General features: G+C 33.4%; 20 protein-coding genes. 9 read left to right on the forward strand and 11 right to left on the reverse strand.

Annotated features, from left to right (window positions below; translation table 11 throughout):
• Nucleotides 1-393 precede the first annotated feature (393 nt).
• From U6A24_RS07770 to U6A24_RS07785, 4 genes are read left to right on the forward strand one after another with little or no spacing between them, the layout of a single operon-like run.
• Nucleotides 394-744 (forward strand): cupin domain-containing protein, encoded by a 351-nt coding sequence (locus U6A24_RS07770; protein WP_324179377.1) that lies wholly within the window; start codon nucleotides 394-396, stop codon nucleotides 742-744.
• Between the two features lie 18 nt (nucleotides 745-762).
• On the forward strand, nucleotides 763-930 hold the full coding sequence (locus U6A24_RS07775) for a hypothetical protein (protein ID WP_324179378.1): 168 nt from the start codon (nucleotides 763-765) through the stop codon (nucleotides 928-930).
• Nucleotides 931-979: 49 nt separating this feature from the next.
• Nucleotides 980-2,023, forward strand: a complete 1,044-nt coding sequence (locus U6A24_RS07780; protein ID WP_324179379.1) for a beta-1,6-N-acetylglucosaminyltransferase — start codon at nucleotides 980-982, stop codon at nucleotides 2,021-2,023.
• Between the two features lie 9 nt (nucleotides 2,024-2,032).
• Nucleotides 2,033-2,344, forward strand: coding sequence for a GroES family chaperonin (locus U6A24_RS07785; protein ID WP_324179380.1), 312 nt, complete (start codon nucleotides 2,033-2,035; stop codon nucleotides 2,342-2,344).
• A 71-nt stretch (nucleotides 2,345-2,415) separates the two neighbouring features.
• Here U6A24_RS07785 and U6A24_RS07790 read toward each other — a convergent pair whose 3' ends face one another.
• From U6A24_RS07790 to U6A24_RS07800, 3 genes are read right to left on the reverse strand one after another with little or no spacing between them, the layout of a single operon-like run.
• Nucleotides 2,416-4,209, reverse strand: coding sequence for an alanine racemase (locus U6A24_RS07790; RefSeq protein ID WP_324179381.1), 1,794 nt, complete (start codon nucleotides 4,207-4,209; stop codon nucleotides 2,416-2,418).
• Entirely contained in the window at nucleotides 4,191-5,282 is a 1,092-nt protein-coding gene (locus U6A24_RS07795) for a DUF1611 domain-containing protein (RefSeq protein ID WP_324179382.1), read from the reverse strand. The genes U6A24_RS07790 and U6A24_RS07795 overlap by 19 nt, the downstream gene beginning before the upstream one ends.
• 42 nt (nucleotides 5,283-5,324) lie before the next feature.
• Nucleotides 5,325-5,540 (reverse strand): hypothetical protein, encoded by a 216-nt coding sequence (locus tag U6A24_RS07800; protein ID WP_324179383.1) that lies wholly within the window; start codon nucleotides 5,538-5,540, stop codon nucleotides 5,325-5,327.
• A 1,115-nt stretch (nucleotides 5,541-6,655) separates the two neighbouring features.
• On the opposite strand from U6A24_RS07800, the gene U6A24_RS07805 reads away from it, so the two are divergent.
• Nucleotides 6,656-7,762, forward strand: a complete 1,107-nt coding sequence (locus U6A24_RS07805) for an FG-GAP repeat protein (RefSeq protein WP_324179384.1) — start codon at nucleotides 6,656-6,658, stop codon at nucleotides 7,760-7,762.
• A 923-nt stretch (nucleotides 7,763-8,685) separates the two neighbouring features.
• Nucleotides 8,686-9,549 carry a T9SS type A sorting domain-containing protein gene (locus tag U6A24_RS07810; protein WP_324179385.1) on the forward strand — a complete coding sequence of 288 codons (864 nt, stop codon included), beginning with the start codon at nucleotides 8,686-8,688 and terminating at the stop codon, nucleotides 9,547-9,549.
• A gap of 550 nt (nucleotides 9,550-10,099) precedes the next feature.
• On the opposite strand, the gene U6A24_RS07815 is transcribed toward U6A24_RS07810, so the two are convergent.
• The 4 genes from U6A24_RS07815 to U6A24_RS07830 all read right to left on the reverse strand — a co-directional run bounded on the left by U6A24_RS07815 (nucleotide 10,100) and on the right by U6A24_RS07830 (nucleotide 15,172).
• Nucleotides 10,100-10,825, reverse strand: coding sequence for a helix-turn-helix domain-containing protein (locus U6A24_RS07815; RefSeq protein ID WP_324179386.1), 726 nt, complete (start codon nucleotides 10,823-10,825; stop codon nucleotides 10,100-10,102).
• A gap of 158 nt (nucleotides 10,826-10,983) precedes the next feature.
• Nucleotides 10,984-12,552: an HAD-IA family hydrolase gene (locus U6A24_RS07820; RefSeq protein WP_324179387.1), complete on the reverse strand. Its 1,569-nt coding sequence runs from the start codon at nucleotides 12,550-12,552 to the stop codon at nucleotides 10,984-10,986.
• Nucleotides 12,553-12,653: 101 nt separating this feature from the next.
• Nucleotides 12,654-13,523 (reverse strand): polyprenyl synthetase family protein, encoded by an 870-nt coding sequence (locus tag U6A24_RS07825; protein ID WP_324179388.1) that lies wholly within the window; start codon nucleotides 13,521-13,523, stop codon nucleotides 12,654-12,656.
• A gap of 665 nt (nucleotides 13,524-14,188) precedes the next feature.
• Complete coding sequence (locus U6A24_RS07830) at nucleotides 14,189-15,172, reverse strand: lipocalin family protein (RefSeq protein WP_324179389.1); 984 nt, start codon at nucleotides 15,170-15,172, stop codon at nucleotides 14,189-14,191.
• A gap of 614 nt (nucleotides 15,173-15,786) precedes the next feature.
• Between U6A24_RS07830 and U6A24_RS07835 the strand changes: the two genes are divergently transcribed.
• Entirely contained in the window at nucleotides 15,787-16,158 is a 372-nt protein-coding gene (locus tag U6A24_RS07835; protein WP_324179390.1) for a hypothetical protein, read from the forward strand.
• 139 nt (nucleotides 16,159-16,297) lie between these two features.
• Complete coding sequence (locus tag U6A24_RS07840; RefSeq protein ID WP_324179391.1) at nucleotides 16,298-18,160, forward strand: tetratricopeptide repeat protein; 1,863 nt, start codon at nucleotides 16,298-16,300, stop codon at nucleotides 18,158-18,160.
• Between the two features lie 219 nt (nucleotides 18,161-18,379).
• On the opposite strand, the gene U6A24_RS23210 is transcribed toward U6A24_RS07840, so the two are convergent.
• The 3 genes from U6A24_RS23210 to U6A24_RS07850 all read right to left on the reverse strand — a co-directional run bounded on the left by U6A24_RS23210 (nucleotide 18,380) and on the right by U6A24_RS07850 (nucleotide 19,455).
• Nucleotides 18,380-18,538, reverse strand: a complete 159-nt coding sequence (locus U6A24_RS23210) for an IS66 family transposase (protein WP_407654014.1) — start codon at nucleotides 18,536-18,538, stop codon at nucleotides 18,380-18,382.
• 141 nt (nucleotides 18,539-18,679) lie between these two features.
• Nucleotides 18,680-19,078: a hypothetical protein gene (locus U6A24_RS07845; protein ID WP_324179392.1), complete on the reverse strand. Its 399-nt coding sequence runs from the start codon at nucleotides 19,076-19,078 to the stop codon at nucleotides 18,680-18,682.
• Nucleotides 19,075-19,455, reverse strand: a complete 381-nt coding sequence (locus U6A24_RS07850; protein ID WP_324179393.1) for a hypothetical protein — start codon at nucleotides 19,453-19,455, stop codon at nucleotides 19,075-19,077. The genes U6A24_RS07845 and U6A24_RS07850 overlap by 4 nt, the downstream gene beginning before the upstream one ends.
• Before the next feature lie 366 nt (nucleotides 19,456-19,821).
• Between U6A24_RS07850 and U6A24_RS07855 the strand changes: the two genes are divergently transcribed.
• Complete coding sequence (locus U6A24_RS07855; RefSeq protein WP_324179394.1) at nucleotides 19,822-20,301, forward strand: hypothetical protein; 480 nt, start codon at nucleotides 19,822-19,824, stop codon at nucleotides 20,299-20,301.
• Between the two features lie 1,027 nt (nucleotides 20,302-21,328).
• Here U6A24_RS07855 and U6A24_RS07860 read toward each other — a convergent pair.
• Nucleotides 21,329-22,705 (reverse strand): RagB/SusD family nutrient uptake outer membrane protein, encoded by a 1,377-nt coding sequence (locus U6A24_RS07860; protein WP_324179395.1) that lies wholly within the window; start codon nucleotides 22,703-22,705, stop codon nucleotides 21,329-21,331.
• Nucleotides 22,706-22,709: the final 4 nt, after the last annotated feature.

Below are 22,709 nucleotides of genomic sequence, written 5' to 3' on the forward strand. Positions count from 1 at the left end.
ATCAATCCATAAAAAAGGTTTGATAAAGAAGGTGGTGAAATTCCAAATCTTTAGCGTACAATCTGTTTTATAAAAAACCTTTAAATGTGTGATATATGTAATGTAGGCCTAAACGAGTGTAATACATTAAAGTATTAATTAACTGATTTTTGTATACGTATCAAACTCCTTTTTATACGTGAAGGGGTATTAATAATCTAAAAACAGAAAATCATGTCAAAAGGAAAAGAAGGTAAATCTAAGTCAGGTAAAAAAGCTCCGGCAAAAAGTTTGAAAGAAAAGAGAGCTGCAAAAGCTGCAAAAAGAAAAGAGAGAAGGAGTGAGGAATAAATAGTACTAACAAATCTTAGCTACTGTATTCTAGTTTAACATTAATCTTCTATAATATCATTTATGAAAAATCAAGAATTAGAAAAATCCTTTAAGCACAAATTGGTTGACACCATTGATTATGTGCCTGGATCTGTAGTGATGAAAGCAATTCTAAAGAAAAAAACAGGAACCGTAGCCATATCATCATTTGATAGTGGAGAAGCATTGACTTCTAAAACTTCTGCTTTTGACAATCTTATTCAAATTATAGATGGAGAAGCCGAGATTATTATCAATGAAGAATCAAACATCGTTGAAACAGGTCACGCAATTATTATTCCTGCTCATACTAGAAATATAGTAATAGCAAATAAACGATTTAAAATGATATCGATCATCATTAAAAGTGGTTATGAAGATGTAAGTATCTAAAATTTGAAAACAAAGTATATGGAAAAGCAAGAAAGTAAATTCAAACCGGGAGATACTGTTTATGCCAAAGTAAATCCTGAAGTTAAATTGATTGTACGGTTATATTACCGGCGAATATACTATTGCAAATTTGCTGAGGACCCAGAGAAAAAAGAAGTTGTGTTTTTTGAAAGAGAGCTTTTATAATCATATTTATTAAGACAAAAGTTGAGTACTAAAATAATACGCATGCTAAATGACACAGCGATTAGATATAACAAAAGCTCAAAGCTTTCATTTTAGGATTTTAGAAAGAAGGCCAAAGATTGCTTACTTTATTATGGTTCACGGTTTTCCCCAACAGTTTAAGAGATTGTTTAAAGCTATTTATCATCCTGAAAATCATTACTTAATTCATATCAATCAAAAAACTGACATCAATATAAAAGAAGGTATTAAAACTTTTTTGGCAGATTATTCTAACTCTTATTTCTTGAAAAGTACAACCATAGACATAGGAAAATATAATATGGTTCAATCTCAACTTAATGGGATGGAATATCTCCTAAACCGTTGCCTGAAATGGGATTTTTTTATTAATCTAAGCGATCAGGATTTTCCTTTGAAATCCCAAGATGCTATTCTTGATTTTTTGCACAGGAATAGAGGGAAAAACTTCATGAAAATAGCCAGTCAAGTTAGAGTGCGCTCTGATACGCTGAACCGCATTGAAAACTATTTTCAAGGCGTTGATATTGGTTTCCCAGGCATACCCTTTAAAAGATCTTTTATGAAAAATGTGATTCCGCTTGTTGGCGAACAATGGATGATCTTGACCAGAGCATGTTGCGAATTTATCTGTCATAGCCCTGAAGTTAAAAAATTTGAAGATTTCTATCATAATATACCAAATGCTGATAAATCATTTTTTCAGACCGTACTTATGAATACGTCATTTAAAGAAATCGTTGTAAACAATGATAAAAGAGCTGTTATATGGATAGCTGATGGAGATGTAAAGTTGAAACCAAAAACCTTAACAGAATCTGATTTTGACTTTTTAATGCAAGAAGAAAATTTATTTGCCCGGAAATTTGATGAAAAAGTAGATGAATCTATATTACATATCTTGGAAGAAGCTTTGACAGCAGATCAAGTAATAAATAATACTAATAGTATAGATTTTAACTTTATTCCAACAACTGACATGGAAATGAAAAAAAGTATCTCACTAGATCAGGAAACAATTATAAATCTGCCAGCACAACCACATAAACGACCACTTAATGGAAGTAAATAAATAAAAAAAATGATTGGTAAATTTAAAATACAACTTCTTATGGACTGGGTATTGATAAAGGTGGACGTAGCAGAGGAAAAATCTGAGGAAGGGATTGTCATCTCTGATACTATTAATAGCAATCAAAAATCTCAAAAAGGAATCATACTGGCAATTGGAAAGGGTAAAAAAGATGAGCCTATGATTGTAAAGGTTGGAGATCTTGTGTTATTCGGAAAGGATTCCGGAACAGAAGTCTCTATGGAAGGTATTACTTTTTTTTTTATTAAAGAATCAAACATCTTTGGTATTATTCGACCAGTCAATTTAGAAGTCATATAAAAAGATCTTACAAGTTTAGTTTTTAACTACAATGATGAGCCATGCGAGAATTTGAAGATTAATAAATAAACCTAAAGATAAAAAAGCGTTTTATCAGGATGTTGAAAAACAGTTGATTGTATATCCGGTGTTTCTAAAATACCAAAATGAGCATATTCCTTATTTTTTTCAACCGCCCAGGCAATATTGCCATAATCAAAATGCCAATACTCTTTGTGGTCACATACAAAATCTTCATCTTCGAAAAGTTTCATGAGAAGCTTTCGATTTTTCTTTGCTTTTTTACTAATATCAGGATGTTTAGGATAACATTTTTCATTTAAATCAATATGTAATCCATCGTTAGTACCAAAATCAAGCACGCATTCCCCACGCAAATCATAAATCAGAGCATCAACAGCACCTCCAGTTGCATGGGTAGATTGCATTCTTGGCGCAATGAAGTTCGACACTATTTCATTAATTTCTTCTACGGTTTTTTCCGGATTTTTCTTTTTAATAAATTTTGCTCTTTCCTCCCTTAATTTTTGCTGGTGCTCAAATGATCTCCACACTGATCTAATAATTAGTTTTTTACCCTGATCGTTCAGAAGTTTACTAATTCGCCCTATTTTTTTATATACTTCTTTTCTAACCAAATAACGATAGTTTTTTTGCATGGACTTTTCGAATATTAGATTAAAGTCTGAATCCTGAAGACTTATCAATGGCGAGTTATCCTCCTCTACAGTCATCATTGCGGTTTTCTTTTTGTGCAACCTGTCTTTTTCTTCTACTATGGCACAATACGCTGCCGCGCTTATAGGCCTGATAATATTTTTAAAAATATAGGATGAATTCATTGCTGTAGCTAATGCTCCATACTTCAATGTAAATGATACATCACTGCCAACTTTTAATTTCTCTTTTTTGGCATTGATAATAATGTGATCACCACCTGCTCCTAGAATTTCGATATCTAATTTAGGAGTTAACCCAGTCACCATTACATCTTGAACACCCATGGCTAGTATAGCTCGATTTATCATACCCTGGTCTTTGAATTTTGGTTTGTTACCAAAGGCATCCAAACCGATTTCGCCATTGGGCACTGATCCTTTGTTTTTCAATTCGATGACTTCAGCTACCAACATAAAAGCGTCTTGATAAAGTTTTGGAATTGGCTTTCCGGTTAAAGGTTCATAACCTAAAAATATAGACTCTCCAAGTCTCAAATTATTAATCCTGCCTACATCTTTTGTAGTATTAAACCAATTATAATTAGCTGAGTTCCCTCCTGAGATGATAGATAGCTTTATGTTAAACTTTTTCTCAATATTAATAGCAATAGCAGATAATGTGTCCATTTTTTCTGTAGTAGGCTTAACTCCCGAAAAACAGGCAAGGTTTGTACCTATACCTTCAAGTTTAATACCCTTTAGAGCCAGTACCTTTTTGATAGTATTTTCTAATTGTGATGGTAATATACCTTCCCGTAAATCCCCTAATTCTACCATGAGTATGATTTTATGGATCTTACCGTGTAGGATAGCAAATTCTGAAAGTTTTTTTATTACAGATAACTCCGAATTTAAACTCATATCAGTATCTAATACTATTGATTCTGTTTGACTGATCATTGGGGTTCTAATCAACAGGAAATTTGCTTTGACTCCAGCAATACGCATTTTTTTGATATTTGATATTCTGGAGTCAGCAAGAATTTTAACTCCGCTCTTCACCAAAATATTAGCGATATGAGGATCTGCGCAAACTCCTTTTGTAACTGCAATTATGTCTATGCCTTTTGACCGAAAAACAGAGCTTAAAACCTTAGCATTATGAGCAATTTTGCTAAGATTAATATCTATTCTTGGGGTTGACATAGTAATGGATTGACACGAATTAAATCAGGAAATATTTCTTGAAGTTTTTCTACCAGCTTACTACAGTCGTTTTTTAGGACATCAGTAACAGGTAATTGATATTTTTCTTCATAAGCCTTTGTTATATTTTCAACTTCTTGGTCATTCATATCTTCATGATTGATTGTTATTGCAATTACCTTGGACCCAGAGAAGGTTTCTAACATTTTTATTTCACTCTCAAGTGTTGGCATTAGAATATCTGGAAAATCACACCTGGTGCGCCTTTTTGGCGGATGCTGAAGGATAATAGCCTTTGGCATAGCACCTCGGAGGATTGCACTTGAAGAGGTAAATGCCGGATGACTAAGTGCTCCTTGTCCCTCTACTACGATAATATCGGGTTGTTCTTTAATTGCTTCTAGAATAGCATTTTCTACTTCTCCTGTAGCAAAGCCAGAACTTAGAACATCTATGGCAATACCATATTTTGAACCTTGAAGTATTCCTGTTTGGCCTGTAGTTATAAAGATGGCGTTCAAACCTCCATTTTTCAGCGCTTCTACCAATTTAAGTGCAGTGGTTCGCTTGCCAACTGCGCAATCTGTTCCGGATATCTTTATTATTGGTGTTTGAACATTTCTTATTTTGCCTGTAAAGAGGTGAAGATTTTCTTTAGGGGGTGGTTTTCTTACATCAAAAATAGATACATTATATTTTTTTGAGAGACGAATACAAACTTCATTATCTGATAGAAACTCAGGAAGTCCACTTACAATATGCATCCCAGCTTTAATAGCAGTGTAAATAATTTTTCTCTCTTCATCACTAAGTAAGGGCTGGAGAGGAGCAATTCCGTAGATAAAATATTCTGGAATACTATCCAACATTTCGATAGCTTGATTAAAATTCTGGAATATTGGTATTTCATTTTTGATTCCATCTAAATATTCTCCTGCATCAAGACCTGATTTTGTGCTATCAATAATACCAACGATTTTATACTTGTCAGAATGCCGGACAAGACCGTTTGCTATTTTACCATCCAATTTGCCAAATTCATTTTCGCAGTAGACAATTGCTGATGTTTTCATAATTTGTGTGATTTAAGATAAAAAATGGATTTCAGAAAGAGTTTAACTTCCTATCAATGCTCTGGCGGTCAAACCTAATTCCCATCTATCGGGGTCATTTTGAAATCCGCAGTAATAAACCCCACCAATATATCTCCGAACGATTAGGGAAATATTGGGATTTATTTTAGTGAATACTGTATCTCCTATTTTGTATTTACCGATTACCTTATTATCAAGTTTCATGTTTATTATAGTATAATTTTTTAATACCCCCATTCAATAAGATTTGATCCTTCTAGTCTTATCCCTGAATTGTTGAGTTTCTTTAAATTCCGGTGATTATATGAGGACATAAATAATCGCCGGAACCTAAAGTTTTATTAGTAAATTACTAATAAAAGGAAACAGAAAAATGATTCAATGGATTGTCTTGTATAATGCCTAATTCGCTCTAAGAATTATTTTTTACTATAGTCTTTTCTTTGAAAAGAAACTGTATAACAAATCTCAATATAAATTCTTCATCGTTCGAATTTTGAAACAACAAAGTGTAAATTGTTCAGATAAAGATCTTTATAATTAATGGATAAGAGGTTATATAATAAGAGTTGAATGTTACATAAATCACAGTTTTGGTACTATTTGATATTATTATAGGAAAAAAGTATTAAAATTTAAGATTTCAGAGCATGGTTTTTTAGTACGGATTTGTTATTAAATTCATTGATTTGTATGCTTTAAAAAAAAAGTAAAACTGTTTAATACAGAGCTTTATAGTCTTTTTAATCTGTCCTCATAACCCAAAGGTCGCAGGTTCGAGTCCTGCTCCCGCTACAAGTGTAACCTCTTGATTTCTCAAGGGGCTATTTTGGTTTATGAGGGGAATTTCTCTAAAGGTTTTCGATTTTGAGTACAAAAGCACAGTTTTTATCCAAATAATGCTTTTGTAGCATTTCATCGGTAATGCAAGAAGACAAAGTATTCGTAGCTCCCTTAAATAACGATATCCATATATGTAAGATATGTTTTTCTTAAACATTTGAAATGAAGTTCTCTTCCCGTATTCAGTTATTTATAAAAAAATGACTAAATCCTTTTGATAAAACTATCCATAAGGGTCTTTCTACTGGCCTTGTAGCGATCTGGGCAGATTATATAATCCTCACTATTTTTTTCCTGATACCCTAGCCTGTATGCGCAGAATCAAATTATGGCAATCTCATTAAAGAAAATCAATACTAAATAAGCTATCTCAAAATCCATTAAAACTGCTCAAAAAAGTTTTTAAAGTCCCATAAAACAAATTTTTAGTCCCCATTTTAACATACTTCAGCACTTTTTTTATTGAGGTAGCTAAATACAATGAATCTTCGTTTTAAAATTAACAAGAATTGATACAATCGCAGAAACATACTACTATTCTTTTTTGGATTTTGAGTTTAGCTAGCTATGCTCAGTCTCAAATAGCTGTAAATACAAACAAATCGCTAGTTCATTTGTCAAGTTACAGTGTGAGTTTATCTGATGATGAAACAGTCTTGGCTGTAGGAACATATCAAGCCAGTAACAATGGTTTGCAATCAGGATGTGTCCGTATATACAAAAAAAACTCGGGGACCTGGAGTCAAATAGGGAATGATATCAACGGCGAGGCAATAGGAGATTGGTCAGGTTATAGTGTGAGCTTATCAGGAAACGGTACTATGGTGGCTATTGGAGCTAAAAATAACAATGGACGTAACGGTAAAAATTCAGGGCATGTACGCGTGTATAAAAGTAATGCAGGAGTTTGGGAGCAAGTAGGAGAAGATATTGATGGCGAAATGCAAGGGGATTGGTCTGGCTATAGTGTAAGCTTATCTCAAGATGGTACTACACTGGCCATAGGAGCAATACTTAACAGTGATAATGGTAAATATTCGGGCCAGGTACGTGTGTATAGCAATGAATCGGGAAAATGGTCCCAGGTAGGTGAAGATATAAATGGAAAAGCAGCAAAAGATTTTTTCGGAACAAGTGTGAGTTTGTCAAGTGATGGTCAAAAGGTTGCTATAGGAGCTCACCAGGGTGGGATTTCAGCGGGTGGTTACGTAAGTGTTTATCAAAACGTATCAGGACTTTGGGAGCAAATAGGTCAAGACATCGTTGGGTTACCAACAGGTAATTTTTCAGGATGGAATATTAGCTTATCAAATAATGGTGATGCCATTTCAATAGCTTCGTATAATAAGGGTAAAGAGAAGAGGTATGTATATGTGAAGACTTACCGCAATACATCTAATAGCTGGGTGCAAAAAGGTGTAGATATAGATGATAGAATAGCGGGGTATAATCTATCAGGTTTTAATAGTATGAACTTGAGTAATGACAATACTATTACCCTTATAGGGGCCTTCGAAAAAATGGAAAATAAGAATAAACAAGTACCTATAATAAGCTATATGCGTGTGTATAAATTTGAAAAGAGTTCCAATGTATGGAGGTATACAAATATTTAAATATAGAAGTTAAAAATATTTTTATATGGTGGATATATAGATTGCTTCCTCAATTCCTTTCGGTCTCACTTTAATATAGTAGTAATATAATAATTGGAATTTGTTTTGGGTTTGGATTGAAATCGGTGAATGGCCTGTAAGACACTAAATGTAATATACAGAATATAAAAATGAATTCTAAAAAAATGGAAAAAAAGATGGTAAAAAAAGATGTATTTACGATGACATTGTTCAAAGCGTTGCAAAAACCAGTTAGCATAATGAAATTATCATATCTGCTGCTGTACTTGATTGTGTTTGCACAGATGGTCGTCCTTTTATTTGGGGTATTAAACCTAATTTACATTGCGATTTCCTGAAAAATGTATAAAAGCAAAAAATATGAAAAAACAATCAGGATTTACACTTTTAAGTCAAAATTGTATCTCACTATGCTTTTTTCGAGGGGCTCACAATGAACGCTTATAGTAGAAGTAATCAAGGTATAATCGATGTATACCTATCAAGGATTTTTAATAAGTAAATAAATAAGTAATGAAGGTATAATTACTCTTATGGGTGCCTATGAAAAAGACGGTGATAAGAAAGCAAAGCACACAATACTAAATATGAGATATATATGCATGTATACATGTATAAAGAGCATTCTAATATAAGTGAAAACATTTAAATATAGAGGTTAAAGATGGTATGTTAAATTGGATAGGGTAGGTTGCTTCGATAGCATTCTTGTTTATTGAAAAATAAATAGATGTTTAATTAAGTAAATAAGTAAGAGTTGGGGAGTTTGAGGAGCAACTTACATACCATCTAATAAAACCAGTTAAATAGAAAATAATATACCAACTGTTAACTGTATTAGTGCAGATGAGTAGCATTTATTCGTAAGGATGATGCTGTTAATTAATAAAAATGTACCAAAAATGAATGCCAAAGAAGTTATGAAAAACCAGTTGCCATTTAAAAGTAAATGGAGTCTCATTACTTTTTATTTGCTTTTACTGATGGTAACTTATGGACAAAGCTTTACTGTTGGCGATATTAGATATGGAATTATCTCTTCAACTGAAGTAATGGTTGTGGACTATCTAGGTACAGCTACCAGTGTAAGCATTCCTGAAAAAGTGGTTAGTAATGGTATGGAATATACGTTAACCCATATTGGGACAAGTGCTTTTCAAAAAACAGAATTGGTGGAGAGCGTTATCATACCCAACAGTGTGAGAAGTATTGGGCGTAATGCTTTTGGTTGGAATCAATTAGAGCGGGTAACTATACCAAAAAAAATGGAAGGTGTGGGGTTTTGGTCTTTTTCAGATCATCCAGATCTTACCACAGTGGTAGTAGGGGGCACCGGTCCCCTCATTTTTGAAGTTAAGACGAGAACTTTTACAAGTAATAGTGATGGGTTTGTAGATGGTTACCGAGGGGAAAAGAACTTAATAGTTCCCTTAAGTGATAGAATTTTTTATCAACAACATCGTGATGACTGGTTTGTACATTCTGAGTCCATCGCAGTAAATGTGGTGCAGCCTTTTAATAATACAAATAAGCTCTGCGATTTTACAGTCTATCCCAACCCAGCACAAGATAAAATTCATATTCAATTATCCGAAGGTGAAGGGTTGCAGCAAGTAAATATATACAATACGCTTGGTGTTCAATTGTATTCCTCGCTTACCTTGAAAATAGATGTAAGTGACTTATATAGTGGTATGTATATACTGGAAATAGAAACCAAAACAGGAGCCAGAGTAGTTAAGAGAATAATTATAAATAAAGCATAAAGATGAAAGAAGTAAATGAAAAAAACAGCAAAAGATAATAAACTAATTCTATACTGTAGAAGCTTTTAAACGCTACAAAGCGGTAAAATTTTCTCAAATTGAGTTTGTTTGTTTACCCTAACTAGGATACCTGGTGTTTTGACAAGTACGCAATTGAAATCACTATATGGCTTGCAAGTTCTTGCCTTTTTATAGTGTCACTTTTTTTTGTTTTCCAATTATAATTACCCCTCCCTTCAAGTGCAAGTTAGGCATCAGGATATCTTAGTTTAACAATACTAGCATCATGTGCGGGTATGCTATAACTAGAAATTAATGAATGGTATTATGACTAAGTATGACTCATCTAAAAAGGGGGAAATGACCGCCGCTTTTATAGAAATGGGTTTATTGTACTGAAGCATTTTAACGTTACAGTGGCCATTTGCTATTTGGCTTCAAGATAGTGTTTATCATAATTAGAAAAGGAGCACTTTAATTGGATGTTCCTTTTTTTGATATATAGACATATAAGTGTTTACACTTGTTGTATAACCGAAAGAGGGTTGGCTTACTTTTTTTCAAGTTTAGCAAACCCAACTGTCTTTCGGTAAATACCTGGTGAAACACCTACTTTCTTTTTAAAAAATCTGCTAAAATAAAATTCATCTTCATACCCCAAATTGGCTGCTATTTGCTTTACTGGTTTAGAGGTTAAATATAACTCTCTCTTGGCTGCTACTACAATTCTATGAGTTATTAAAGAGGTTAGGGTTTGATTTAAATATTTTTTTACTATTCCTGCCAAAGTTCTAGAACTTACACATAACATATCTGCATATTCTTGCGGGGAATGTAATCTGGCATAATTACTTTCTATAGCATCTACCAAATTTTGCAAGATTTCAGATTGTCTATCTGTAAATTTAAGCACTGAATCTTTATCGAATTTCTTTTTCTGCCTTACAGCTTCAATAAGAAATACTTTTAAAAAAGCCACCAATACTTCATGTTGCGCAATCGAATCTTTACTCATTTCTCTTGAAATTTGCTCCATAAGGCTAAAAAACAAAAACTCTTCTGTTATTTTAAAAAAAGGTAAGCCATGAAAATTACCAAAAAGCACCCCTTCTGTTTCTATTTCATTTTGATGGCGGTAGGTACAAAAAAAATCGGGATGAAAATTTAATATAAATCCCGAGCATTCTTCTTCCGAACTCAACGTAAATGGTTGATAAGGTGACAAGCAAATGATATGATTTTCCTTGAGTTGATATTCTGAGAAATCTACTTTCAAAGTAAAACTATTACCCCTTAACAGAATAATAGAGTAATAATTTTTTCTTTGTAAATGTTCAAACTGATCTAGGTTACAGAACTGTTCTAACCTAAACGCTAATTCATTGTTTTGCTTATTAATAATAGTTTGTACCATAAATAAAACTTAGCTTGGTTTTAACTCAATATATGTAACGCTTCTAAGGCAAATGCCGTACTAAGCTCTCTACTTCCGAAATATGTATTAGACCTTGGTGCTATAAAAAGCCCATACACCGGCCAGCCTCCATCTGCTAATTGTGTGTCCAATAATTTTAAAAAATCTACTCTATTCACAATGCCAAGTTTTTTTAACGCAATGATTCTTAATGCTCTTTCTAATGGGAACGTTGAACAATTTACACGGGCTATAAGCGTTTCTGTGAGTGGCTTTTGAAATTTCTCAAATGTATCAGGGAAATCAACTACTAATCTAGAAAGAAAAAATAAAAAGACATCTGGGGCAGGGTAATATCGTGTACCTTTAAGGTATTCTTTACTAACTAAAAAATCGAATACAAATATCTCAGTTTCTTTTAACTCGTTTCTTTCTCCGTACCCTATTTGGTGCATCAAATACAATACATTAATAGCAACTATAGCATCTATTCTTGGTCTATTGTCATCAAAATACACCTGGATAATACCTTCTTCATTTCTATTAGCTATCATTTGTTCTACCACAGGTATAATCTCCTCTCTATTGAGCTTGTTATGGTTTAATAGAAAAGATAACACCATAGATGTAGTATCTAAATCGTCTGGGAAATCTTCTGGTCTAGCCTCATTTTTATAAAAACACCAACGTAGCTTGTTTTGCCCATCATGGTTAAGTATCTCCTGGCACATGGATGCTATAATATCATTGGGAAGTGATGTATACGAATGTAAAATAACCGCTGTAGAAAATATCTCTTTAGAAAAATCTTCGCCTCCTATTAATTGTACATTATTACTCACAAAACTCTTGCAAAAAGGAAATTTACGTAGCCTAAGGTTTAAATAGGTTTCTCCTAATGTCTTCTTTTTATGTACTTCTGGGGTTATACTTTTAAGGGGTATAGGCCAGCCACTTTCTATGGCGGTATATTCAAAGTTATCTTTATTATATTTTAAGGTGCTAATTCCAAAGTTCGCTGCTTCCTGCAGGTTTTCTGATTTATCATCTATAAAGATGGTGCTTTTGGTGTCTATCGAAGCACTAGAAATAAGGTATTGAAAAATATCTGGGTTAGGTTTTCTAAGCTGTAACAAAGCTGACACGTATATCTCATCAAAATATTTCCAAAAATCAAAATGCCTATATAAGTAAGAAAAAGATTCTAAATCTACGTTAGACAGGCAATAAATTTGCTTATCCTTTTTATGTAACACTCTTAGCATCTCTACCATGAGCGGATTTACTTTTAAACTAGCTATACTTAACTCAAGCATTTCTTTTAGCTTACCGCAAGGAGTTTCCAACTCGCAACTAAGTGCCGTAAGCGCAAATTCTTGATTAATCAAGCCTTTTTCTAAATCCTGCCAAACAGGGTGTTTGACCATTTTTCGTACATCATCTATTCCTTTTGTTTCTGAGGTAAAGTGAACAGAATCCCAATGTAAAAGGACATCGCCCAGGTCAAAAATAATCGTGTCATACCGATCTAATGTTTGTGATAATTCTTGTAAACTGGTAATAAGTTCTGGGGTTAAAACTTCTTTCATGTTATTTTGATTTATTGGTGAAACATTTGACGAGGAATTCACCTTAGCTTTTTTATGCTGGAAAACAATACGTAAGGTGTGTGTTTACTTTCGAAATGATATTAGCGACTCCTCTGCACTATAAATCTTACAAGTTCTTCTAAAACCGCTACGCTATCGTTTTCAAATTCGTTTAAATTAGCGATAGCCTTTTCTGCCAATTTGTTGGCTTCGATTTGAGCATTTTCTACAGAACCAAAAAGGGAAGGATAGGTTAGCTTATTTTCATCGGCTTGTTCTCCTGCTGGTTTGCCCAAGGATTCTGTGGTTTCGGTTTTACTAAGGATATCGTCTTTTGCTTGAAATGCAAGACCTAAATAATATCCATAATCCAATAGTTTGTTTATTTTTTGTTCTGATAATTTGCAAGAAATACACCCTCCTAAAATGGCTATTTGTAGTAAAGCGCTTGTTTTACCCGAGTGTATAAATTGCAAGTGCTTTAATGATATCATATCTTCTGCCCATGATTCGGCATTTAAATCTGCACATTGACCTTTATGTAGTTGATTATTTAATGTTCGAAAAAGTTCTATGTCCTGACAATACTTATGAAATGGATACAATCCCTCCTCAAAGAGTCTTGAGGCGGCCAAGGTAGCTGTGTTGACATCATATTTTATATGACAAGTGGGTGCATTTCTTCTAATAACATCATTGTCTTGAATATCGTCGATAATTAGGGTATAGGTATGAATAAATTCTACTGCTTTGGCAAATTCAAAGGCTTGCTGTTTATTACCATTAAACCCCTCTGATATTGCAAAAACAATGGCTGGCCTTATTCTTTTTCCCCCATCTCCCAAATTTAGCATGTAATACATAGCCTCATTTGTGGATTCAAGCCAATTTGGTTCAGGAAACGTAATATTCCTAAACGCAGTGTCTATTTTTGTTTTAGTTCTTGTCAGAACATCCTTGAGTCTTTCCATTTTCTATATAGGTTTTTAGAGTTCTTAACTTGAGGTTTTAGATTAATCTCAGAATGTTGCTTTAATTTTCAACGTTTTACGATACATCTAAATTTTCGTAATCTCGTTAAACCATTATTAAAACATTTCTGTATTTTGTTAATACACTAGAGGCGAGTTTCCACAAAGTGAAGAATAATGAAAAACACTAGCCCTATTTAATAGTATTTAGTATTCATTACATCTAACTAATGCTCAAACCTTGTAATACCTAAATTATGAATATGGTATAGCATTAATTACAATATCATTCTTTGGTTTTAATATTCAATTTCAATTTGACAGGACAATAATACCCAACAGATGACCAGCTTCTTTTCCTTATCAATTTCTGCAATGTGTAACCTACTTTATGCTTTAAAAATCCTATTACACCTTGAAGTAGGTTTAAGTTTCTATGATATTTTTAGAAATTATTAAAACTTGTTTTTTAAAATCAATCCAAAAAAAGGTTGTCTAAAAAAATATTAAAATTCAAGTTTGTCAGTCTGAGCCGGTCGAAGGCAAATTGAAAATCAACAGTTTAAAAACTTCGACAAGTACGATTTGAAATCGTGAAACTACTTTTTAGATAGCCTCATTTTTTAGTGTTTATTACTTTTACCAAATAAACTGTTCTGGTCTCTTTATAGCTTTTTGTAAATAAATTCTCTAATTTGTTCATTATTACCACTATCAGTGAATGTATGGACAAGCTTAATAGTAGTGCTATCTTCTAATACAAATTTGACCCTAGGGTTATTTTTAAGGGCTATAGTTTTCTCATCTTTTACTATATACTCTAGAGTACTGGTTTTGATAAATTGACATTCTGCACTGGTATCAAAAACAACCGTGCTATTTCCTTTGATAATTGTTGCCTCAATACTTTCTGGCAAAGGATAACTCACACTTACATTATAGTCTAACAAATCTCTACGACTAAAGGTTTCCTTATGTTGAATAAATTCAAAAACGTTTTGGGATTTAAATTCTATGGTGTTTTTTTGAAGGCACTCTTGGTCTGAGTCGATTTGCCACTTGCCCAATATCTTTTGAATCACCGCGGTTCCATCAAAAGTATTGTCACCATTATCCTCATCTGTCTCATCTGTTTCCACATTATCCGTTTCTTCATCTGGATTTTCCTCTAATTCTGAATTGTCACTTCTAATAAAAATATCAATTTGATCTTGTTCTTCATTATCATTAGTAACTTTGGAAGTAATCTGTAAAGTATCGTCAATCAACTTGATTTCAGAATCAAAGTTAAAAAAAGTGACACTGTTCAAACCAACAACTGTATAGGTCCCGGATTGTGTAACTGTTCTAGAACAAAGATTTGTAGAATTACTCCCTAGTTTTAAAAAAGTTACTTCATAGGTGTCGTCTTGATTGAAAGTAGCCGTTGATTTTTTTAAGCATTCGAATTCAGATGGTGAAACATTTTCATTGTCGATAATACTGCTTACTAATATCCAATCTCCAACTAATTTTTCTTTAGTGACCATTGTATTCTGAGAAACTTGCTCATTGTTTTCTGGATTAGAATCGTTATCAGAATCACAAGAAAAAAGAGTTAGAGACAACAGAATACATAGAATTGATTTGTAGGTTTTAATACGGATCATTTTGTTTGATTTTAATGTTTACTTTAAGAGTTGGTTTCAATTTAACGTGAGTTCGAAATAAGACTTATTGATAATCAGATTTTTACAGGCTTAGTTGATTAAAAACTGATTTTGCACTGATGTTCTAATAAAAGGCGTAGCATCATCTGCACTAACAATACACTAAAAGTATTATGCCATTTACTATCAGGAATATTCCTCAATTAGTTTTTGCCTTTTTTTAAAAAAGCCCTTTATTTTTTAGGTATTTAGACCATGGTAACAAACATATTGATCATGTTTACCTTTTGCAAAAATAGGGGGTGGACAAAGGGGGGACAGTACGTTAAAATGAAAAAAAACTATACATTTAGGAAATAGAAAAAGTGAGGATGAGTTCAGTAATATCTATATCAATAGTATTGATTTTAAATCTTTTAAACTATTGACATAGGGTTCAACCCATCCTAAGACAAAAAGAAATTCAAATTTTAAAATAGTTTTTTCTGTTGTGCCAAAAGTCACAAATAATTATTCTTAAATACTTCTTCCTTTGTATTAAATTAAAATATAAAGACAATAAAACGTATTAAAACAGTAATTACAGCGGCCGTATTGATGATATATTTAACCTCTTGTGGACAAAATCGAATACCGAAAAAACCCAAATTAAACCATCTTTTATAGGAGATATAACTACATTCCATCACGAGGTAGCATTAGAAGTATTAAATGCCAGTAAAAATTGGATTATGAATTTTAATGCAGGAAATGCCGTAGCTTGCGTAAAAGGATATGATAGAAATGTACTAGTGAGAGCTATGCCTTTTGGAATTAAAAAGGGGTCTTCAGAAATTTCTGGATTTTGGAAGCCTTTCATCTCTTCTGGTGCCACTAATTTAATTTATACTAATGTAAGCATTGAAGTCGTTAATAAAACAACTGCATTTTTATCTGCAGACCGGAGTATGAATATTGGGAAAGGCATTATTTATCAAGAAAAATAGGAGAAAATAAATGGCAAATGGCTTTTAACCTATGATGAATTTCAAGTACTGAAACGGTATTAAAACAATATAAAACAAAGAGGTGGAGTTAATACCTTACTTTATTTCCCATGAATGTCATAAATAAACAAAATTTAACTTGATTGAAAAAAATGTAAAAATGTTTCTTAAAACCTTCGTATCTCTTTGGCTTTTTTTTGTTTGTGTGTTTGTAAATGCACAAAATAAAAGAGTAGTGGATAGCCTTTTACAAATTATACATCAAAAATCAGTAGCAGATACAACCTTAGCAATAGCCTTTAATGATATAGGAGTCGAATATGCTATATCAAAACCCTTATTGGCAGAGGATTATATAATGAAGGCGCTAGCTATTTCACAACAAAATAATAACCCTAGAGGAATAGCTGGTTCATACAATTCTTTGGGTAAGGTTTACCTTTATCAGAATGAGTATGATACTGCTCTAAAATATTTTGAGAAAGCGTTACAGGTTAGTAAAAAATCAAATCATATTTGGGAACAGGCTTCTGCACTGCATCAAATTGCTGCTACCCACGTTTATTCAGGAAATTATCATGAAGGAATCAGTGTACTAGAGAAATCTGGAGCGTTGTTTTTGAAAAAGAATGATTCTCTCTCTTATGCAAAATCGCTGCAAACTTTGGCGGTTGCTTATAAAAGATTGGGACGGCTAAGCGTAGCGACTAAGAAATACTTAGCCTCAATAAAAATCTATAAACAACTTAACATTACAACGGGAATAACACATTCAAACTATCAATTAGGGGATATTTTATCGATAAAAAAAGAATATAGAAAAGCTTTACCTTATTTGAACTCGTCTTTATCAGGCTTTCAAGAAATGGGTAATTTTAAATTCATTTTAGTTAATCATCAAAGTTTAGGATGGTGTTACAAAGAATTAAAAGATTATGATAATGCCATTAAACACTATGAAAAAGCATTAGAAATTTATAAAAACAAATATCCAATATCTAATAGTTGTTATGTATTATCCATGTTAAGTGAGATCTATTACGATTTAAATCAGCTCGATAAAGCTACCTACTATCAAAAAAAAGCCGTACTGGAATTGAATTCCAATAAAAAAATGTACAAGCTAGGGAAAGCGTACACCTATATTTCTATGGGCACACTTTTTCTAAAGCAAAAAAAAACGGACTCAGCAGTCTTTTATGCACAAAAGGCATTAAAACATACACGTAAAAATGGTTTTTTACGAGCAAAAATGGATGCCTATCATCTATTGGCGCTTGCTGCAGAAGAAAAAAACAATAATATTGTTGCTCTTGAATATTTTAAAAAATTGGCAATGTTGAAAGATTCTATACAAGAGCTAGAAAATAAAACGCTGGTTTACGAACTGAGCGCTCAATATGAAGCCAATGAAAAAGACTTAAAGATTGAGCAATTCGAAAAAAGCACTAAAACGAAACGAAAACAAATTGTTGCATTAATGATTTTGGGGTTAGTTTGTATAGCTTTTTTGCTTGTAGGTGGGAAGATATTAAGAAAAAAAAATAAACAAAAACAAAAATTGGAGGAAATAGTGGAACGAAAAAATAAAGAGTTAACCACCAATACACTCCATTTGCTAAAAAAAAATAATACCCTTAATAACGTTAAAGAAAAAGTAACAGACTTATGCAATGCACAAGATGCAAATATATATGAGTATCGTAAGGTGTTACAGGTTATAAATTTTGATAAAAAAGAAGATCAAAATTGGAGGCTTTTTAGAGAACTTTTTGAAGAAAGCCATCAGGGTTTTTACAAAGAAATAAAAGACAGGTTTCCCTCTATTACTTCAAAAGAGCTAAGACTTATTTGCTTGTTAAGACTAAACCTTTCTTCAAAAGAAATAAGTACATTTCTTAATATATCTACAGAAGGAGTTAAAAAAGCTCGTCACAGATTAAGAAAAAAATTGAAGCTTACTATAGAAGAATCTCTTGAAGATTATATTATGAGTATTTAATAGAAGCTTAAACCCGGATTATGCATTGAAACTTCTTAATGAAGCTTTGAGATACTCTAAACACCGACTTTTTTTTCGATTTCACTATCACATAGCTATGGTTAAATTACATAAAGTAACGAAGTGGTAGTATTTGCAGTCGCTCAGAGCTGTAATAGATTTCTTAATACATAACTGGCTCTTGATTTATCATTATCAAGTGCTTTTTCAAAATAGCGTCTAGCATGCATGTGCCATACACGATAGTAGTGTTATTTCTCCAAATGTCTTTAGATTTTGATAAACTTTGTATCTATCAGTTTGCAGGACTCCTGTATAGTTTTGTAAAAACTTTTCTGGAGCTTTTGAAGATCTATTTTTATCATATTTGAATAGCACTAATCTTTATATGGGAGTATGATAAACCCAATGGTAACTCCGCTGTAAATTAGTATAATTACTCAAGGATTAAATTTTAGATCATCTTATCAGCAAAACCCTATAATCCTAATCTCTTGTATTGTTTAGAGTTAGTCATTATTATTCCTTCTCCTTAAACAAATAACTATATTCAATCTTAATTTGAAAGGATAATAAGGCTAAATAAATCACGAGCTCCTTTTCTTTATCATCAATTTCTGTAGAATTTAAAATTTCTGTGATCTTTGTAGAAATCGTTGAAGCTTCTTTTTGGATATCAATCACCAAAAAATCCTGTCTATCAAGCAATTGTAAATTAAAAGCTCTTCTAAAGGCATTGTGCCAATTATTAACAGAAAGTTTATCAAAAATCCGGTTTTTCATATAGCTATGCCTTTTACTTTTATTATCATTAAACTGCAACTCTTTGGCTATAGCTTCTTTATCTAACCCTTGAAATGTTAAACTCAAATAGGTTAATTCCTTATCATTAAGTAGTTTTGATAACGTATGCATCATTTTGAAGTAATTATCATCTGTTTTAAAGTAGATGTTACTGTATTATCGAAATCAAGCAATGTGTCTTGAGAAAATTTATATCCATAAGATATGTTTTTAAAATCCTTTATAATTTTTGATGCATATCCTAATGCTATTTTTTCTACTGTTGAATCAACATAATCCTGTTTTTTCAATATGCCAAGTTTGAATGCTTGTCGAATTAAAGCAACCCAATCTTTCGTCTTAAATTTCTTTTTTAGTGTACCTCTTACATAACTTAAATCCTCCTTTCTAAGGGAGAGAAAATCTGCAATATATTGATCATCGAAATTAAGAACCGATAATCTTAAAAAGTACTTTTCCGTATTTGATAATGTGATTAAATTACCCGTCATAATTTATTTTTTTTATTAAAATCTGCATTATTTCAAATATCAACTTTTGATCTAAATTATTCCAAAAAAAGTGCTGAAACTGATTTAAAGTGGGACGAAGAAAGGTGGAAATGCGATTTTAAAAGTTTTCAATAATAACACCTGAAACAACTTCAACACCCTCCATTAAGGAAATTATAACCGGAATCACATTTTAATACCTAAGAATCATGATAACGGGCTTGCTTCACCCTAGCGCATAAACAGGGACTTTACTTTTGTCCCGAATGTTTTATGCTTCATCCCCCTTCTTATGGACTTCAGTGCATTTTTTTGATTTTTTCGATAAACAGATTTTTCTTTATCCAATAAAATTATTTTAAAAATATGAGAAACATCATTCAAGATCAATTGACCCATGAAGAGCAGCTAGAGGCAGAAAATCTAGTATCAAAATTAGAAGCTATTTTTATTGATAAACTATCTGCTCTAACCGAAAAAGAACGCCAGGATTACAAAGCCATTAATGAAAGAAACAAATTATTTGTAAATAAGGTTTGGGATTATCGCAGGCATAGTGCAGGTTTAAGTTCACCCGATGTAGATTGGCAGGAATTTGAAAGCGATTATAAAGCACGTGCATTTGCAGAGTATTTATTGGGTCGCATAGGGAGTATCGCCTATCGTCTTGAAAGTACCAAAATACTGCATGATCATGACAATTATCGCGATGCACTTAATGACTATGCATATTCACAATACAGTAAAGGAGCTGGAAAACCAGGATTTACAGAAAAAGTAGCCGAACTTAAACAATTCTTTAATCGCACCAAGAGCCAGCCAAAAGCTGAAGAAAACACACAATAAATAGTGTGTCGGTTTTGACCATTTATTTGCGGTAATTAACCGGTTTTACTAAAAAGACCTTCTGTTGGGCCAAAAAGGCCTGCTATTAAGCTCAATACGCTCGAATATACCCCTTAGGAGTTAAAAATTGAGTCTTAATGGTCTAACATTAGACCTAAGAAGTTAAAATTTAGGCAAGATGGACTCAATTTCAGTCTATGAAAGTCTAACACTTCGTCAAAATGGCCCTCCAGAAGGTTAAAATGGCCCTCCAGAAGGTCAAAATAGCTCATAGTATAGTCAAAAAGTTTTAAGTTTTAACACAACAACATCAATTTTTGATAAGGTCAATTAAAATTTTAATAAATACTATCCAAAAAACAATTAACCATAAACTGCAAACTATCAGCCAGTAGCAAAACAATACCATATTACAATGGTAGTAAGGGCATAAGATTCGATTACTGTCAGGGATCAGAATTTAAAAGTTAACAATTCATTAGTTCAAGAAATGTGTTCTTCCTATAATTCCTGTACGCTCACTCCTAAGAGCAGAATCCGACCAACAGTAGCCATGTTGCAATCTTCATTTCAAGAGCAATTTGAAATTAAACAGCAGTAGAGTGATTTTGAGGATGACTTTGATTTTGTGAAAAAGAAATTTGAAAATGAAAGCGAACAAGGGGAATGTACAGAAGAAATCACCATTCCAAAAATTCTATATAACAGGCTGGAGGACAAAATGGAAATGCTCAAAAAGGATTTGACGATGTACTTGAACAGGTAAATGAATGAGGTCAAGAACAATTTCGGAAAGGACTACCTGAAGTTGAAGTTTTCTATGGAAGCAGTAGAAAAATATAAGAGAGCCATAAAAAATAGTTGAAGTATTTACAACGCCATTATTAAACAACAACGGGAAGAAAATTTTGCAGGAAACTTGCAACAAGTTCAGGATTCAATTGAAACCGAAAAGACCACCAAAGGGATGGTCTCTCCAGTTAACCAAAAGTAACCTAAAAACACTTAAACTAAATCTTCTTACGTTTTAATAGCCCGCATTCTGTACCACATTGGAATTTGCGTTAATCTCACTCAGTGGGATGGGATACGCCAATAGATTACTTGGATATTCCACCTTGCCCAAAGAATTTTCCAAAGAGCCCAATATCTCGATATCCATGCCCGTCCTCGTAAGGTCATCGAATCTAAAACCCTCGAACATAAGCTCTTTCCTACGTTCTTTAAGGATATCTTCCTTGGTAACGGTAACATAAGCTGACGCGCCCCTGTTGGCCGTGATAAGGTTCAACTGTGCTAGTGCGTTTCCACCCGTCTCAAAGAGCGCCTCTGCATAGTTCAATATGACCTCCTCGTACCTGAAGAGCGGGATGTTGTCCGTTCCTGTAGCCGTATCGGGATATTTTTTCATGTTCCTGAGCCTTGTGCCTGAATCCTGATAACCAAGGATATCCCTCCTTACATCGTTTTCTTCATAAAGTTCGATTAGGTCTGATACCACCTGTACATCTCCGTAACCCCCTGGGGCATCCCCTGGGAACCTATAGATGTTGGATATCGCATCCGGCCCGAGGTTATCGGCATTGCTATAGGCAAGCTCAAAGATAACGTTGACAGTACCCGGGCCGGTCCAACTGTTCACGAACGCATCAGCCCCGATAATGCCGTACATGCCGGAATCGATGACAACCTCGGAGGCCGTTAATGCCCTGTCCCAGTCGCCAAAATATATAGCTACCCTTGCCTCGAGTGCCTTGGCAACATATTTGGAGACAATGGTTTTGGAGGTATCAAAAGATGTATCCATCATCCCATACGCCGTTTCCAGATCATCGTAAATGGCCGCCTTGACCTCATCTATGGAACTTCTTTTCGGGAACAGGTCATCACCATTGAAGGTTGTAACAATGGGAACTCCAAGGGAACCACCGCTCTTGGTATGCTGTTGCCCAAACACCCTCAAAAGGTCATAGTGGGCCAATGCCCTTAGCACCATTGCCTGTCCCTGTATGTGCCGCCCTTGTTCCTGATTACCATCCAAGGAGGATAGGTTCGCCCCTATAATAACGTTGACGTTAGCCAGTAAGTTATAGGCATTGTTCCAGATATAGTCCGTGTTCTCGTTATAGAGATATTCCGCTTGCGTAGAGAACCTGCCCGAGTTACCATTGGAGAAGCAGTTGTCTGAGCGCACCTCATTGTTTACTATGAGGTCACGTCCGTAATAACCTGCAGCCGACATAATGTTGTGCGCACCTTTGAGGATACCGTGGAGATTGTCCACGTTCACTATACCGTCCTCCACAGACCTGGACTGTGATAAGGTAGGGTCTAGCGAGTCTGTTGAACATGCCCCCAAAAGGAGCAAGACCAATGTAAATAGTGAATAACTGATTTTTTTCATCTCT

This window comes from Aquimarina gracilis, from assembly GCF_035285365.1.
In the GTDB taxonomy this organism is placed as follows: domain Bacteria; phylum Bacteroidota; class Bacteroidia; order Flavobacteriales; family Flavobacteriaceae; genus Aquimarina; species Aquimarina gracilis.

What these genes read in the sequence shown, in the direction of transcription:
- U6A24_RS07770 (WP_324179377.1), top strand. Translation starts at nt 394, where the DNA reads ATGAAAAATCAAGAATTAGAAAAATCCTTTAAGCACAAATTGGTTGAC.
- U6A24_RS07775 (WP_324179378.1), top strand. Translation starts at nt 763, where the DNA reads ATGGAAAAGCAAGAAAGTAAATTCAAACCGGGAGATACTGTTTATGCC.
- U6A24_RS07780 (WP_324179379.1), top strand. Translation starts at nt 980, where the DNA reads ATGACACAGCGATTAGATATAACAAAAGCTCAAAGCTTTCATTTTAGG.
- U6A24_RS07785 (WP_324179380.1), top strand. Translation starts at nt 2,033, where the DNA reads ATGATTGGTAAATTTAAAATACAACTTCTTATGGACTGGGTATTGATA.
- U6A24_RS07790 (WP_324179381.1), bottom strand. Translation starts at nt 4,209, where the DNA reads ATGTCAACCCCAAGAATAGATATTAATCTTAGCAAAATTGCTCATAAT.
- U6A24_RS07795 (WP_324179382.1), bottom strand. Translation starts at nt 5,282, where the DNA reads ATGAAAACATCAGCAATTGTCTACTGCGAAAATGAATTTGGCAAATTG.
- U6A24_RS07800 (WP_324179383.1), bottom strand. Translation starts at nt 5,540, where the DNA reads ATGGGGGTATTAAAAAATTATACTATAATAAACATGAAACTTGATAAT.
- U6A24_RS07810 (WP_324179385.1), top strand. Translation starts at nt 8,686, where the DNA reads ATGAATGCCAAAGAAGTTATGAAAAACCAGTTGCCATTTAAAAGTAAA.
- U6A24_RS07820 (WP_324179387.1), bottom strand. Translation starts at nt 12,552, where the DNA reads ATGAAAGAAGTTTTAACCCCAGAACTTATTACCAGTTTACAAGAATTA.
- U6A24_RS07825 (WP_324179388.1), bottom strand. Translation starts at nt 13,523, where the DNA reads ATGGAAAGACTCAAGGATGTTCTGACAAGAACTAAAACAAAAATAGAC.
- U6A24_RS07830 (WP_324179389.1), bottom strand. Translation starts at nt 15,172, where the DNA reads ATGATCCGTATTAAAACCTACAAATCAATTCTATGTATTCTGTTGTCT.
- U6A24_RS07845 (WP_324179392.1), bottom strand. Translation starts at nt 19,078, where the DNA reads ATGATGCATACGTTATCAAAACTACTTAATGATAAGGAATTAACCTAT.
- U6A24_RS07850 (WP_324179393.1), bottom strand. Translation starts at nt 19,455, where the DNA reads ATGACGGGTAATTTAATCACATTATCAAATACGGAAAAGTACTTTTTA.
- U6A24_RS07855 (WP_324179394.1), top strand. Translation starts at nt 19,822, where the DNA reads ATGAGAAACATCATTCAAGATCAATTGACCCATGAAGAGCAGCTAGAG.
- U6A24_RS07860 (WP_324179395.1), bottom strand. Translation starts at nt 22,705, where the DNA reads ATGAAAAAAATCAGTTATTCACTATTTACATTGGTCTTGCTCCTTTTG.